This is a genomic window from Actinomyces stomatis, from assembly GCF_031292835.1.
Lineage (GTDB): Bacteria > Actinomycetota > Actinomycetes > Actinomycetales > Actinomycetaceae > Actinomyces > Actinomyces stomatis.
Genome location: NZ_JASPEP010000003.1, coordinates 158,628 through 172,384, shown reverse-complemented (window position 1 = coordinate 172,384; position 13,757 = coordinate 158,628). Strand labels below are relative to the sequence as shown.

The 13,757-nt window shown below is 62.9% G+C and carries 16 protein-coding genes and 1 riboswitch; of the genes, 6 read left to right on the top strand and 10 right to left on the bottom strand.

Annotated elements, in window-relative coordinates; translation table 11 throughout:
* Positions 1 to 93: 93 nt before the first annotated feature.
* The 3 genes from RIV12_RS03285 to RIV12_RS03275 form a co-directional block, all read right to left on the bottom strand.
* A complete protein-coding gene (locus RIV12_RS03285; protein ID WP_309322095.1) occupies positions 94 to 990 on the bottom strand; it encodes a bifunctional methylenetetrahydrofolate dehydrogenase/methenyltetrahydrofolate cyclohydrolase in 897 nt (298 codons plus the stop codon).
* Positions 987 to 2,297 (bottom strand): serine hydroxymethyltransferase, encoded by a 1,311-nt coding sequence (gene glyA, locus RIV12_RS03280; protein WP_309322094.1) that lies wholly within the window; start codon positions 2,295 to 2,297, stop codon positions 987 to 989. Before glyA ends, RIV12_RS03285 begins: the two co-directional genes overlap by 4 nt.
* Before the next feature lie 65 nt (positions 2,298 to 2,362).
* Positions 2,363 to 2,448: riboswitch (ZMP/ZTP riboswitch) on the bottom strand.
* 84 nt (positions 2,449 to 2,532) lie between these two features.
* On the bottom strand, positions 2,533 to 3,729 hold the full coding sequence (locus RIV12_RS03275) for a CobW family GTP-binding protein (protein WP_309322093.1): 1,197 nt from the start codon (positions 3,727 to 3,729) through the stop codon (positions 2,533 to 2,535).
* 56 nt (positions 3,730 to 3,785) lie between these two features.
* Here RIV12_RS03275 and rpmB point away from each other — a divergent pair, with 56 nt between their 5' ends.
* From rpmB to purU, 6 genes are all read left to right on the top strand, one after another.
* Positions 3,786 to 4,025 (top strand): 50S ribosomal protein L28, encoded by a 240-nt coding sequence (gene rpmB, locus RIV12_RS03270; protein ID WP_309322092.1) that lies wholly within the window; start codon positions 3,786 to 3,788, stop codon positions 4,023 to 4,025.
* Positions 4,022 to 4,195: a 50S ribosomal protein L33 gene (gene rpmG / locus RIV12_RS03265; RefSeq protein ID WP_003789591.1), complete on the top strand. Its 174-nt coding sequence runs from the start codon at positions 4,022 to 4,024 to the stop codon at positions 4,193 to 4,195. The genes rpmB and rpmG overlap by 4 nt, the downstream gene beginning before the upstream one ends.
* Positions 4,195 to 4,500, top strand: coding sequence for a 30S ribosomal protein S14 (gene rpsN, locus RIV12_RS03260; protein ID WP_075418001.1), 306 nt, complete (start codon positions 4,195 to 4,197; stop codon positions 4,498 to 4,500). The genes rpmG and rpsN overlap by 1 nt, the downstream gene beginning before the upstream one ends.
* A gap of 144 nt (positions 4,501 to 4,644) precedes the next feature.
* On the top strand, positions 4,645 to 4,896 hold the full coding sequence (locus RIV12_RS03255; protein ID WP_009403829.1) for a type B 50S ribosomal protein L31: 252 nt from the start codon (positions 4,645 to 4,647) through the stop codon (positions 4,894 to 4,896).
* Between the two features lie 78 nt (positions 4,897 to 4,974).
* A complete protein-coding gene (gene ykgO, locus RIV12_RS03250) occupies positions 4,975 to 5,097 on the top strand; it encodes a type B 50S ribosomal protein L36 (RefSeq protein WP_003782012.1) in 123 nt (40 codons plus the stop codon).
* Between the two features lie 91 nt (positions 5,098 to 5,188).
* The gene (purU, locus tag RIV12_RS03245) at positions 5,189 to 6,061 is read left to right on the top strand and encodes a formyltetrahydrofolate deformylase (protein WP_309322091.1); all 873 of its coding nucleotides are present in this window, start codon (positions 5,189 to 5,191) and stop codon (positions 6,059 to 6,061) included.
* A 114-nt stretch (positions 6,062 to 6,175) separates the two neighbouring features.
* Here the strand turns inward: purU and RIV12_RS03240 are convergent, their stop codons facing one another.
* The 7 genes from RIV12_RS03240 to RIV12_RS03210 form a co-directional block, all read right to left on the bottom strand.
* Positions 6,176 to 7,681 (bottom strand): MFS transporter, encoded by a 1,506-nt coding sequence (locus tag RIV12_RS03240; RefSeq protein ID WP_309322090.1) that lies wholly within the window; start codon positions 7,679 to 7,681, stop codon positions 6,176 to 6,178.
* 95 nt (positions 7,682 to 7,776) lie between these two features.
* The gene (locus RIV12_RS03235; protein WP_309322089.1) at positions 7,777 to 9,534 is read right to left on the bottom strand and encodes an AMP-binding protein; all 1,758 of its coding nucleotides are present in this window, start codon (positions 9,532 to 9,534) and stop codon (positions 7,777 to 7,779) included.
* A gap of 54 nt (positions 9,535 to 9,588) precedes the next feature.
* Positions 9,589 to 10,314, bottom strand: coding sequence for a 4'-phosphopantetheinyl transferase family protein (locus RIV12_RS03230; protein WP_309322088.1), 726 nt, complete (start codon positions 10,312 to 10,314; stop codon positions 9,589 to 9,591).
* Positions 10,311 to 11,102: a thioesterase II family protein gene (locus tag RIV12_RS03225; RefSeq protein ID WP_309322087.1), complete on the bottom strand. Its 792-nt coding sequence runs from the start codon at positions 11,100 to 11,102 to the stop codon at positions 10,311 to 10,313. Before RIV12_RS03225 ends, RIV12_RS03230 begins: the two co-directional genes overlap by 4 nt.
* A 47-nt stretch (positions 11,103 to 11,149) precedes the next feature.
* On the bottom strand, positions 11,150 to 12,277 hold the full coding sequence (locus RIV12_RS03220) for an HAD-IIIC family phosphatase (RefSeq protein ID WP_309322086.1): 1,128 nt from the start codon (positions 12,275 to 12,277) through the stop codon (positions 11,150 to 11,152).
* Positions 12,243 to 13,415: an acyl-CoA dehydrogenase family protein gene (locus tag RIV12_RS03215; protein ID WP_309322085.1), complete on the bottom strand. Its 1,173-nt coding sequence runs from the start codon at positions 13,413 to 13,415 to the stop codon at positions 12,243 to 12,245. The genes RIV12_RS03220 and RIV12_RS03215 overlap by 35 nt, the downstream gene beginning before the upstream one ends.
* The gene (locus RIV12_RS03210; protein WP_309322084.1) at positions 13,412 to 13,687 is read right to left on the bottom strand and encodes an acyl carrier protein; all 276 of its coding nucleotides are present in this window, start codon (positions 13,685 to 13,687) and stop codon (positions 13,412 to 13,414) included. The genes RIV12_RS03215 and RIV12_RS03210 overlap by 4 nt, the downstream gene beginning before the upstream one ends.
* Between the last annotated feature and the right edge of the window lie 70 nt (positions 13,688 to 13,757).

Here is a 13,757-nt window from a genome sequence, read left to right as displayed (position 1 = left end):
CCGACGACGCAGACCGGCCCTCAGGCATCCCAGGACGCCCGAGGGCCGGTCCGGTCAGGTGAGGCGGTCACGCGCCGGACCAGCGGCGCCGCTTCAGAGCGAGCGCTCCGCGGTCTCGACAACGTTGGCCAGCAGGAGGGCGCGGGTCATGGGCCCCACGCCACCGGGGTTGGGCGAGAGCCAGGAGGCCACCTCGTCGACGCCGTCGGCGACGTCACCGGCGATGCGGCCCTTGCCGGTGGCGGGGTCGACGACGCGCGAGACGCCCACGTCCAGGACGATGGCGCCGGGAGCGACCATCTCCGGGGTGATGATGCCGGGGCTGCCGGCCGCCGAGATGACGACGTCGGCCCGGCGCACGTGCTCAGCCAGATCCGTGGTGCCGGTGTGGCAGATGTCCACGGTGGCGTTGACGTCCTTGCGTCCCAGGAGCAGGCCGATGGAGCGGCCCACCGTGACACCGCGGCCGACGACGCACACGTTGCGGCCGGCCAGGTCGATGCCGTGGCGCTCCATGAGCTCGATGCAGCCGCGCGGCGTGCAGGGCAGCGGCGAGTCGATGGGTCCAGAGGCCCGCAGCACCAGGCGCCCCAGGTTGGTGGGGTGCAGGCCGTCGGCGTCCTTGGCCGGGTCGACGCGCTCCAGGACCGCGTTGGTGTCCACGCCCGCCGGCAGCGGGAGCTGGACGATGTAGCCGGTACAGGCGTCATCGGCGTTGAGGCGGTCGACGGCGGCCTCCACCTCGGCCTGGGTGGCGGTGGCCGGCAGGTCCTCACGGATGGAGAGGATGCCGACCTCGGCGCAGTCGGCGTGCTTCCCGGCGACGTACTTGACGCTGCCGGGGTCCTCCCCCACCAGGACCGTGCCCAGGCCGGGGGTGACGCCGCGCTCGCGCAGCGCCGCGACGCGCTCCTTGAGCTCGGCCTTGAGGGCGGAGGCCGTGGCCTTGCCGTCCAGGACCCGGGCGGCCCCGTTCCAGGGCGCCCTCACTGGGCCAGCCCCGGGTAGAGGGGGAAGGCGTCGGTCAGGGCGCGCACGCGGGCGCGCAGGGCGGCCAGGGTCTCGTCGTCGGCGGTACCGGCGGCGCCGTGGATGAGGGTGGCGGCGATGATGTCGGCGACCTCGGAGAACTCGGCGTCGCCGAAGCCGCGGGTGGCCAGGGCGGGGGTGCCGATGCGCAGGCCGGAGGTGACGCGCGGGGGACGCGGGTCGAAGGGGACGGCGTTGCGGTTGACCGTGATGCCGGCGGTGTGCAGGAGGTCCTCGGCCTGCTGGCCGTCCAGGGAGGAGTCGCGCAGGTCCACCAGCACCAGGTGGACGTCGGTACCACCGGTGACCAGGCTGACGCCGGCGGCCTTGACGTCATCGGCCCCCAGGCGCTCGGCGATGATGGCGGCGCCGCGCACAGTGCGCTCCTGGCGCTCGCGGAACTCCTCGGTGCCGGCGATCTTCATGGCCACGGCCTTGGCGGCGATGACGTGCATGAGGGGGCCGCCCTGCTGGCCGGGGAAGACGGCGGAGTTGAGCTTCTTGCCCCACTGCTCGGCGCGGCTGGACAGGAGCATGCCGGAGCGGGGGCCGCCCAGGGTCTTGTGGACGGTGGTGGACACGACGTCGGCGTGCGGGACGGGGTTGGGGTGCAGGCCGGCGGCGACGAGCCCGGCGAAGTGGGCCATGTCCACCCACAGGGCCGCACCGACCTCGTCGGCGATCGCGCGGAAGGCTGCGAAGTCGAGGTGGCGGGGGTAGGCGGACCAGCCGGCGATGATGACCGTGGGGCGCTCGCGCAGGGCGGCCTCGCGCACCTGGTCCATCTCGATGCGCATGGTGGTCTCGTCCACGCCGTAGGCGGTGGCGTTGTAGTTCTTGCCGGAGAAGTTGATCTTCATGCCGTGGGTGAGGTGGCCGCCGTGGGCCAGGGACAGACCCAGGAGGGTGTCGCCGGGGGTGGCCAGGGCGTGGAGGACGGCGGCATTGGCCTGGGCACCGGAGTGGGGCTGGACGTTGGCCCACTCGGCGTCGAAGACGGACTTGGCGCGCTCGATGGCCAGGGACTCGGCGACGTCGACGACCTCGCAGCCGCCGTAGTAGCGGCGCCCCGGGTAGCCTTCCGCGTACTTGTTGGTCAGGACCGATCCCTGACACTCCAGGACGGCCCGGGGAACGAAGTTCTCCGAGGCGATCATCTCCAGGGTCTCGCGCTGGCGGGTGAGCTCGCCGGTGAGGACCTCGGCGATGTCTGGGTCGAGCTCGGCCAGGGGCTGGTTCAGGGACGGGGTGACGGCTTGCGCGGTCATGTCTCTCCTCAGGTGTGAGGCGCAGGCCGCGGCGAAGCGGGCGGCCGTGCGCGCACTGGTGGGCGATCCGTGGCCCAGGCGGGCGACCCCGGAGTCGTGTTCGTGCCGCTCCCCGGTGGTGATCCACCCGGCGCCAGTCGCGACAGGACCACCCTACCGTGCCGGGGCGGAGCCGCGCCGCCCCCTGCCGCGCCGTGCCGCCCCAGAGTGAGGCTCGCGCCACAGGGGTGGACGCTCAGCCCTCCTGCCCGAACCAGTCGCCCAGGCCGTCGTCGGCGCCGATCCAGGCCAGCGCCTGGGCCATCTCCTCGGGTCGCAGGAGGATCCGGGCGAAGGCGCGGCGCACCTGCTCGCGCATCTCCTCATCGCCGACGCCGGTGACCACGAGGTGGCAGCGGGGCTCGTCGGCCGCGTCGCCGCCGGTACCGGAGGGGGCGGTCGGGACCTCCGCCCAGGTGCCGGCGTCGCCAACGATCACGGCACCTCCGGCGACCTCCCAGGTGCAGACCCGGCCAGGACGGCTGGGCAGCCAGAAGCAGCCGCGAGCGCACAGGCCCTGTCCGGCGAGCTCGACGACGAGGGAGCGCAGGCGTCCGGGATGGAAGGGCATGGTGGCGCTGAGGTCGAGGGTCCACACGCCGTGCTCGTCGGGGCCACCCCAGGCGCTGGTGGTGGCGGGGTGGATGCGGCTCAGGGAGGCGGCGGCGTCGTGGGTGAGGGCGGTGAGGGCCTCCAGGAGGGGTGCGTCGAGCCCCGGGAGCAGGAGGGCGTCGTGGGGGCGCAGGTGCTCAATGAGGTCGGCCCCGGCGGGGTCCTCGTCACGTCCCAGGGCCAGGACGAGGTCGGCGTAGCCGAGGTTGGTCAGGTGGACGGCGCCCGTGCAGCGGGAGTCGCCGGGGAAGGCGGTCAGCAGGCGGTGCTCGAGGAGCTCGTCCAGGGCGGTCGTGGCGTCCAGGACGTGGGCGGCTCCGGCCAGTCTCACGCCGGTGCCGGTGAGCTCCTCGGCCAGTCCGGGCAGGAGGTGGGCGAGCTCGATGGCCGCCGGCAGGAGGATGACGGTGGTGCCGCCCGGTTCCTGGGCGGCGCGGTCCTGGGCGACGGCGGCCAGGACCTCCCGCAGGGAGCAGGTGGGGCAGGTGGAGGGCATGGGGACGTCGAGCCTGACCGGTTCGTCGTCGAAGCCCTCGGCCGAGCTGTGGCTGACGAGTCGAACCAGGTCGCCGTCGGCGTCGCTGCTCTCGGCCTGGTCATCGGCGCCGAAGTGGAGCCCGGCGCGGATGACCACGGCGTCCTGGCCGGCCAGGGTGAGGTCGACCAGGTCCAGCAGAGCGGGGTCGACGGCGCCGATGACGGCCAGGGCGTGTCGGCCGTCGGCCGGGAAGCCGGGGATGTCGGCGCAGTTGTCGACGAGGTCGTCCGAGGGGTCGGTCACGGGTGTCCTCCAGCAGAGTTGACGAAACTGAGAATCATTCTTATATCATGCTCGTCATGACCACCTACTGCCAAGTCACGGGGGCCCGGCCTGTCTTCGGCCGGTCCGTCTCTCACTCCCACAAGCGCACGCCCCGGCGCTGGGATCCCAACCTGCAGCGCAAGCGCTACTGGGTGCCGTCCTTGGGTCGCACCCTGCGCCTGACGGTGTCCGCCAAGGGCATCCGCACGATCGACAAACTGGGCATTGATGTCGTCGTGGCTCAGATGCTCGCCCGAGGGGAGAAGCTGTCATGAGCGGAGCCAAGGGCAAGGACCTGCGGCCGATCATCAAGATGGTCTCGACCGCGGGCACGGGTCACACCTACGTGACCCGCAAGAACCGCCGCAACACCCCCGACCGGCTGGTGCTGCGCAAGTTCGATCCGGTGGTGCGCCGGCACGTGGAGTACAAGGAGTCGCGCTGATGGCCAAGAAGTCCAAGATCGCCGCCGAGCTGCGGCGCCAGCAGATGGTGGAGCGTTACGCCGAGCGCCGCGCCGAGCTCAAGCGGGCCTCGATCAACCCTCACCTGAGCCAGGAGAAGCGCGATGAGGCGATGGCGGCTCTGCACGCGCTGCCGCGAGACGCCTCCCCCACTCGTCTGCGTCGGCGCGACGCGGTGGACGGTCGCCCGCGCGGGCACCTGCGCGTCACCGGGACCTCCCGGGTGCGCTTCCGCGAGATGGCGCTGCGCGGCGAGCTGCCGGGCATCGTCAAGTCCTCCTGGTAGGCGGGTGCGGGCGGGGTGGGTCTGTGGGCCCGCACCCGCCGGGGGCATGCGGCGTAACGCAGCCGCAGCCGCCCTCTCGCAGCGCCGCCACCGACACCCGTCTCCACGTCAGTTCTTACATTCACCCCCACCCAAGGAGCTCGTATGCGTCCTGGGATCCACCCCAGCTACCAGCCCATCGTCTTTCGTGACAAGTCCGCCGACTTCGCCTTCCTGACCCGTTCGACCCTGACGTCGTCGGAGACCATCGAGTGGGAGGACGGCAACACCTACCCGGTCTACGACGTCGAGGTCTCCAGCGCCTCGCACCCGTTCTGGACCGGCCAGGGCAAGATCCTGGACACGGCCGGCCGAGTGGAGAAGTTCGAGCGCCGCTACGGCAAGCGCAAGCGGTAGGCGGGCAGGCGGGGCGCCACCGCCCCTCCCCTCGATCTCTCACCGTCCTCGCTGAACACAAAGAAGGAAGGAGCCGATATGAAGGTGCGTGCCTCGATCCGGTCCCTGGCCAAGCAGCCGGGGTCCAAGGTGGTCCGACGCCGCGGTCACACCTACGTCATCAACAAGAAGAACCCCCGTCTCAAGGCCCGTCAGGGCTAAGGCGTTACGGGAAGCCAAGGAGTACGGATCCTCCGGGACCGGCACCTGAGCCGTTTCTACGGCGGGGGCCGGTCCCGGTTAGGCTGAGACCATGGCTCTCTCCACGGCGCAACCCGACTCCGCCGCCCACCTGGTCCTGTCCCTGTCCTGCCCAGACCGTCCGGGCATCGTCCACGCGGTCACCGGCACGTTGGCGCGCCGCGGTGGGAACATCACCGAGTCCAAGCAGTTCGGGGACTCCTCCACCGGTCTGTTCTTCATGCGGGTCCAGGTGCTCACCACCGTGCCGCGCGTGGAACTGGAGAAGGACCTGGCCGAGCTGGCCGGCGAGTACGAGATGGAGTGGAGCCTCGATGAGGTGGGGCGGGCCATGCGCACCCTCATCATGGTCTCGAAGGAGGGGCACTGCCTGACCGACCTGCTCTTCAGGGAGCGCAGCCAGGGGCTGCCGGTCGACGTCGTCGGCGTAGTGGGCAACCACGAGACGCTGCGGGACGTCGCCGAGTTCTACGGAGTTCCCTTCCACCACATCCCAGTCACCAAGGAGACCAAGGAGGCCGCCGAAGCCGAGCTACTGGGGCTGGTGGACTCCCTCAACGTCGAGCTGGTGGTGCTGGCCCGCTACATGCAGATCCTCTCCCCCGCCCTGTGCGAGCGGCTGCACGGGGGCGTCATCAACATCCACCACTCGTTCCTGCCGTCCTTCAAGGGGGCGCGTCCTTACGCCCAGGCGCACGAGCGCGGGGTCAAGCTCATTGGGGCGACGGCGCATTACGTGACGGCGGACCTCGATGAGGGGCCGATCATCGAGCAGGACGTGACGCGGGCCGGTCATGAGGACTCGGTGTCCGTGCTGCAGGCCAAGGGGCAGGACGTCGAGCGCCGGGTGCTGGCGCAGGCGGTGCGCTGGCACACTGAGCACCGGGTGCTGCTCAACGGGCACCGCACCGTCGTCTTCGCCTGAGCGCGCTGCGGCCCACCACCGTCCGGATGGAGCCGGACAGCGACGTGGACGACTCGGGCGGCAAGAGTCGGGGTTATGCAGGCGGATCTGGCGCAGATTCTGAGGATGTCGCGCTCAGCGGTGTGGGGTGCGTGGTGTTTCTCGGACCGGGGGATTTTTCTTCCCCGGAGCCGACATGTTGACGCCTCCTCGTCGTAGCCACAGGACGCCGGTCACCAGCACCATTAGCATAATGAACAGCCCGATCGCGAAACTGGTCACCATCCCCCAGTCGGTGGCACGGTGCACGACGTCGGCAAGAAGGCTGCGCCCGGCACCGGGAGCACTAGCCGTCGTACGCAGTCCCTGTCCTGAGCGCACGCTGCTGACAAGCTCCTGCGCACCCACCGGCCACTGATCACGCACCACGTGCTCGCTCGCACTACCGAACCCCACGCCGGAGACAGCCACGCCGAGCACCACGCCGATCTGCCTCATCGCAGCGGACAGCCCAGAGGCAGCACCTGCCTCATCACCCTCGAAGGAAGCGACCGCCTGCTCGTTGACCACAGTCCCGGCAGCGCCAACCGCAATGCCTGCCAGGATCAGGCCCGGCAGAAGCACCACCCAGGTCGATGAGCCGTACAACAGTACCCATGACATCAGCGCCGCACACCCGACGACAAGGATCCCCAGCAGCCTGGCCGACGGCGCCCAGCGCCCATTACCACCACGAAACAGCCACGCCCCCGCGATGGCACAGAGACTGAACGGGAGGAAGCAGAGTCCAGTCTGCAGGGGTGAAAACAGGTAGATATTCTGTGCATACAGCGACAGCCAGGGCATCTGCCCCACCAGACCAGCCTGGACGGCAAAGCCGGTCAGGATACTCACCACATAGAGCCGGTCAGTCAGCAGGAGCCCCGGAACCATAGGTGAGTCCGAACACCGCTCGACGGCTATGAACAGCCCCATCGCGGCCAGTCCGACAGCAACGCCAACAAGCGTGCGCGCACTAGTCCACCCCCAGGCCGACCCCTCCAGCAGGACGACCGTCACGCCCCCGGTGGAAAGGACTGCCAGCAGTGTTCCGGGCCAGTCCACGTCTGAACCTCTGCGATCCGCGCCGTGATCCTTCACATGCCACGACGCCAGCCAGGACACCACCCCCACAGGGACGTTGATCCAAAAAATGGAGCGCCACCCGGCGACTAGGACCAGGCCCCCGCCTGCCAGTGGCCCCGCAGCGATAGCCACCCCTGAGATGAGCCCGTAGATTCCGGTAGCTCGTGCCCGCTCGCGTCCGGCGGCGTAGCGATCAGAGATCATCGGCACGCCGACGCCCAGGAAGATCGCCCCACCGACCGCCTGAAGAGCCCGGAAAGCGTTGAGTACGACCATCGAAGGGGCCAATGCGCACACGGCCGACCCCACCGTGAACAGGACCAGCCCCCAACGGAACAATCGCAGTCGCCCCAGACTTCCGCTCAAAGTCGCCGCTGACATCAACAACGCCCCCAACGGCAGCGTGTAGGCGTCCACTACCCACTGCAACTCACTCTGCGATGCACCAAGACTCTGCCCGATATCACCCAGTGCCACCGACACCACCGTGATATCCAGGACGTTCATGAAACTCACCGTGCAGACGAGCACAAGCGCCAGAACGCGACTATCCCTTAAATCTGCTATTTCGCGACTACCGGACTCTGCTGCAACTCCCACATCCCATCAACTCACTCGTCGTTCTCTCCAACGTCTAACCGACTGATTAGGTCCTCCAAACCTGTCCGGACAACCTTTCCAGAGATAGTCGTCGGCAAGCTGCCCGCTGGAATCACCCGCACGTCAGCAACATGCAAACCATATCTTTGCGCCACACTACGCTCGATTCCGGACCGCAACATGCTGCCAACCTCATCATCACCATCCCGAGCAAGACCTGGAACATCCGGGCTACCGTCAGTCTCAATCACTTGCTCCACGAAGCAACAGATAAGGTCCGCCGCATTCTGAAATACGACAAACCGCCGCCCACGCAGGATTGGCAAATCCCTTCGCAAAGATTTCTCGATATCGTCTGGGAAATAGTTCTTCCCCCTCACAATCATCATATCTTTGATGCGCCCAGTCACATACAGCTGCCCATCTTTAACGGCACCAATATCCCCGGTCCTCAGGTACCTCTCATGATCACCTTCGATCTCCCAACCGAATGTATTCAACGTACTAACACGATCACCCCAATAGCCCCGAGAGACACTCTCCCCCGCTACGCAGATCTCGCCAATACCTCCCTCGTCTAACGCCACACCCTGCCCGGCCTCCTCAAATCGGGCGATTCGCACCGTTGAGCCAGCTTCAACAGCCCCCGAGGAAACAACCTCAGTGGCCCCTTCACTGGCTGACTCCACCAACTCGCCCTCAGCTAATTCATCACAATCTACTGCAATTTTGCGAACGCCAGCACCCACCGGACCGCCGGTGACAAACAATGTGGCCTCAGCCAAACCATAACAAGGGAACAGAGCCGTCTGCCGTAACCCGGAGCGAGCGAAACGCGCCCCAAAGGCCTCCAATGTCATCGAGTCAATCGGTTCAGCACCACACAGCGCCACTCGAAGGTGAGATAGATCAAGACTTGCCGCCAACTGCTCACCACACCGAGCCGCCGCAATACCGTAAGCAAAATTTGGTGCGATCGAGTGCGTTGCCCGTCTCTCCGACATCCACTTCATCCACCTGTCCGGATGCTTCGCAAAATCATCGGGCCTCATACCATAGACAAGACAACCGCTATATATTGCGATCATCATACCTGCAACGAGTCCCATATCGTGTTCCATTGGAAGCCAACTCACGCCCACCGCATCGGAAAACAGTTCAGCGTACTGCCGAACTGCCCTCATGTTCGCCACGAGATTACGATGGGAGATCTCGATCGCCTTCGGACTACCAGTAGTACCGGATGAGTACTGCAAATACGCAACACTATCCAAATCGATCGGAACATACCTCTCACTTGAAGCATTTCCAGCGACTAGCTCCTCGGCAGCAACTACCCTGCAGTCAGCGCTCAAACCACGCTCCTGCAAAAGTCTCAGCGCTAGCCCCTTATCACACTCTGACACTACCAAAATTTTCGGTAGACAGTGCAACAGAATCGCGACAAAACGCTCCGAAACCGAATACCCTGAAGCCTCCGCAATAGGAGGCAAAGGAACAACAACTCGGCCAGCCAACAGACAACCTGCGAACACTCGCTGAAACCACAGCGACCGCCTCACTGCCACAGCAATGGTTCCACTATCGGAAATTGCTCCGAGCTTCATCGAAACAGTTTGAGCCTTTTCGTAGAGCCCACGAAATGTCTCAGAATCCTCAACTTCTCCAAATGCAGACAACCAGCGAAAGACATCTCTATCACCTTCGGTTTTCGCACGCCACCGTAGCACTCCCATCAAGCCATTAACGCTGGACTCGACTTCCGACACGACTAAACCTCCATTCGAGAACACGACAACGAGTCGTACTCCACGTTCTTTATTTTACGTCAGTTCCGAAAACCCTTGACAAGCGAGATTATCCAATACCGATCTCCAAGGCGCCAAGATCACCGACAAGTCCAAGTCTCCAGGCACGAAAGCAATCAGACAGCCTTCGTACGCACGCCAGCTACCGTACGCTGACGGGAATGCTCCTTTCTCTCCTGCGACCCTGAAACTCATACCGCCCAACCAGGACACATCCACGGTCCGTGGATCGACCTTCAGCCCCACACCTATCCACTTCAAATACGACTCCTTTGCCGTCCACACCCGCCCCAGCCATTCTGCCCTCCTGTTGTCCTGCAATGCAGACCACACACCGAATTCTCGGTCAGTCAGAACTCGCCGAGCGAATCCCTGACCTTCGGGCACCTCCGCCACCTCCACGATGTCGACTCCGATTGGCACAGCCGGCGCCATAGCCAGTACCGACGCCGGATGTGAATGCGAGATGTTGAACTCCACGCACATCCCGGCGGGATAGGTCACGACCGGTTTGCCATATTCACCTTGCCCAATTTCGATCTGATCAAAAGGTACCTGCGCATATGCGGAGACGAGTGCTCGCAGCAGTAAACGACAGACCACATAGGCAGCCCGGGCATGGACTGACCGCAGACACATCGCTTGGTTTACCTCAACCGCGCTAAGAGCATAGACCTCAAGCAGTTCGACGTTTATGAAACTTGACGGCCTTACGATATAAAGGCCACTATACTCACTCACAGGCCCACTCCTTTCACGCACCAGTCCTTGAGCAAACGAACAATCCTATTGAATGTCGAGTAGAAAACCTCGGCCCCGTAGTTCCTGAAATAGAAGTGTCCACCCGCCAACGTTACGAGTTCAAAGTAGCCAGCCGTATAGTTGCGCCACGCTTGGCACGCCTCAGGCGTAGCAATCACGTCCTCACGGCCCGTCAAGCAGAACATCGGGAACCCGACTGGTCGCAGTTCCGGGACGTAGTCCATGTTCATCATCAAATCCGAACGCAGGCGATCGAGTACCTCGCGCCGCTGGTGCTCGTTGAGGCTCGCGATCTCGTCAGCACTACCGGTTTTCCTTAAGAAGTCCATTAGGTAGACGTCGTCAGGTCGCTCTGGGCAGCTTCCGCACTTCCAAGGCTTCGACGAACCACTAGGGACCCGATACGGCGCCCGGCCCGAGAGGATCACGCCCGCAGGAGTCAGTCCCGCCACGGACATTTGGCTCGCTGTCTCATATGCCAAGGCCGCGCCCAAACTGTGGCCCGCCATGATGACCAACGCAGAGGCGTCCGTGATGTCCACCAGCGCCGAAGTCACCTCTGCGGCAACCTCCTCGACGGTCTGAACTGTAGGCTCGTCACTCCGCGTCCCACGACCGGCCATCTCAACCGCGAGCACCCCAACAGCCTCACCGACCACCGAGCACAGCCGCAAACAGGAAAGCGCGCTCGCTCCCGCCCAAGGAAAAACCACTAGATGGACAGCCTTCTCCGGGTCAAACCGAGAGTACGGAAATACCTCACTCACAGGCAAATCGTATACCATCACAATACCATGCCGTACATCGTCGGCTTTCACTCACAATTACTCCACTCCTCAATGACCTCTACGTAGGCGGGCTTTGAGTACTGGAACCCCTCGGACAGGGTCATCAACTGGGTGCTATCATCCAACGATGATGCCTCGGTAAATCCCGCCAGTCTGTACGTCACATACATCGGGCGATTTCTTCCGGTGTCCCTAAATCTAGCCTGCAACCGGACACCCTTCAGGGCCGCCCGCTCTGCTATCAGGCCAAGAAAAAGACTTCCAACTCCGCGCGACATCACCCTGCAGGACATAAGGAACAACATAATCGTCCACTCCGCCGCACCGACCTCGATTACAGCTATGCCAATTTGACCATATGAGCCGTACCAATCCTCCAGCTCGGCTACCAGCACAATGTTCTCACTGGACTCAACCATGGCATGAAGGTCGTCGAAGGAATACGTAACGCCCGTTGAGTTCAGTTGATTCGCTCGGACAACCAACTCCTCGGCTCGGCCAAGATCCTCGACTCGAGCCTCTCTCACAAAGAATCGCATCTTCAGTGACTCGAGAAACTCCTTGTCAGTTCCACCAAACTCCGTTTCGTCAGCATACCGCTTCAGCGCTGCCCTATAGAATTCCCTACGCCTTCCTGAGTCAGAAGTCAGAACTGTCGGAGCAAACTCAGCAAGGCTCGTAATTTCAGTCACCTGCTCCGCTGAATATGTTCGCACGTCGGGGAACCTGCACCGTACAGCATCGCGCTCAAATAGTTGATCATCGATAAAAGCCAACGAGTCGACTCCAATATTAAGATCTCCCTGGATTCGAGCAACCATTTCTGCCTTGTCGAACCAACCTATCTGCGGAACAAGGAAGTACTCATCGACCCCTAATTCCCGCAATCGCTGAATTGCAATATCGTACGAGTTCCTACTTGCGATCGAGTGCAGTATGCCCCGGCGATCCAGTTCGACTATCGTATCCAACACTCCTGAACGCAGAACATGGCCACCTCCTTCCGATAAGGTACCTTCCCATAGCGTCTCGTCCAGGTCCCATATGAGACACTTCACCTTACTTTTCGCTGTTGTACTCATATCGATGACTCTTGCTCTTCCGACAGTTATGACTCTACTATCTCGCTCCACGAACTTGGCGTAAGGCGTCACGTGTAGCTTCCGCGATAATGCCATGCTGGATCTGCGTGCTGCCCTCAATTATCTCCATCACCTTTGCATCCCGAAGCAATCTTTCTACAGGGTATCTGGTCGTCAATCCAGCAGCGCCATGCAATTGCACAGCATCGTTCGCCGCCTGCACTGCAGAAGTGGCTGCAAACTGCTTGGCTATGCATGTCTTGAGCAGAGTCGAAGAAAGTCCAAGCTCTTTGGACAGTGCGGCTTCAGCCACAAGAGCTCGACCGCCAGAAGCCGCAACAGACATTTTTGAAATAAGTTCTTGAATCAACTGGAAATCACCAATCTGGCGTCCATCCTTAGAGCGGGGCCACGCGTAATCTACCGAACAGTCAAGACAAGCCTGCACTATACCAACCGATCCCGCGGCGACGCTCAAACGACCGTAATCGAGAATACCGGTGGCGATCGCTAGCCCCATCCCCTCCCCACCTATGATTCCGTCATCGCCAACAGTCACATCCTCAAAATGGATGTCGGCCATCATACTTCCCCGCGTACCAATTACGTCGCACAAGGCCTCGCGATGTACACCCGTAGAGTGGCAGTCCACCAAGAACACAGTTGGACCCCTGTCCGCGACGGCTAGGACTAGCGCGCTGTCAAGAATCTGTCCTCCTGTGACCCAGCGTTTGATCCCGTGAAGCTCATAGCGGCCGCTCGCCGTGCGGCTAGCAGTAGCCTTCACAGCAGCAAGGTCGCTGCCAATTCCCATTTCCGAGAATGCCAGCCCGCCCAGACGCTTCCCCTTGAGCAGGTCTTGCAACCTGTTGTCTCCTACCGGTAGACGACCCCATCGACACACTGCCTGAAGAAGCATGCAGTGCACCGTAAGAAAACTCCTGACGGCAGCAGATCCACGTCCCACCTCCTCGTGTACTACCGCCATGTCGCTCAAGGAACCAAATTCTTCGCCCTCCACTTCTCCTAGTCCAACGGAGAACCCACCGATAGAGCCAATCTCAGCAAGCAAAGACCTGGGAGTGATCCCATGTTGGTCAATCGACGCAGCCTGGGGCAGAAGTCGCTCGTCGACCCATGCACGCCACTTGTCTCTGACCTCGGTTTTCTCAGAGTCTTTTTTGTCTATTTTTACATGCAGCACACTCACTGTTCCTCGCCCTCCAAGTTACCTGCCTCGCTATGTAGTGAACAGACCAGTTGTGTGAGACTGCCCAGCGTCCGGAAGCTCTTCATATCCAGCCTATCTGCAGGAATCCGAAAACCCAGGATCTCTTCAATATGCATCACAATTTCCATTGCGAACATCGAGTTAACATAACCCGATTCAAAAATATTCAGGTCGTCATCGAGGATGTTTTCAGGAATTCTGCGAGCAAGAAACGTCTTGAGTTCGTCCCGAACTTGTTCTTGTGAGTACATGTGCTACCTTCCTAATATTCAGACGGACTCAAACGTCCCATCGTTTACGTGACTCAGACTAGTTGTGGTT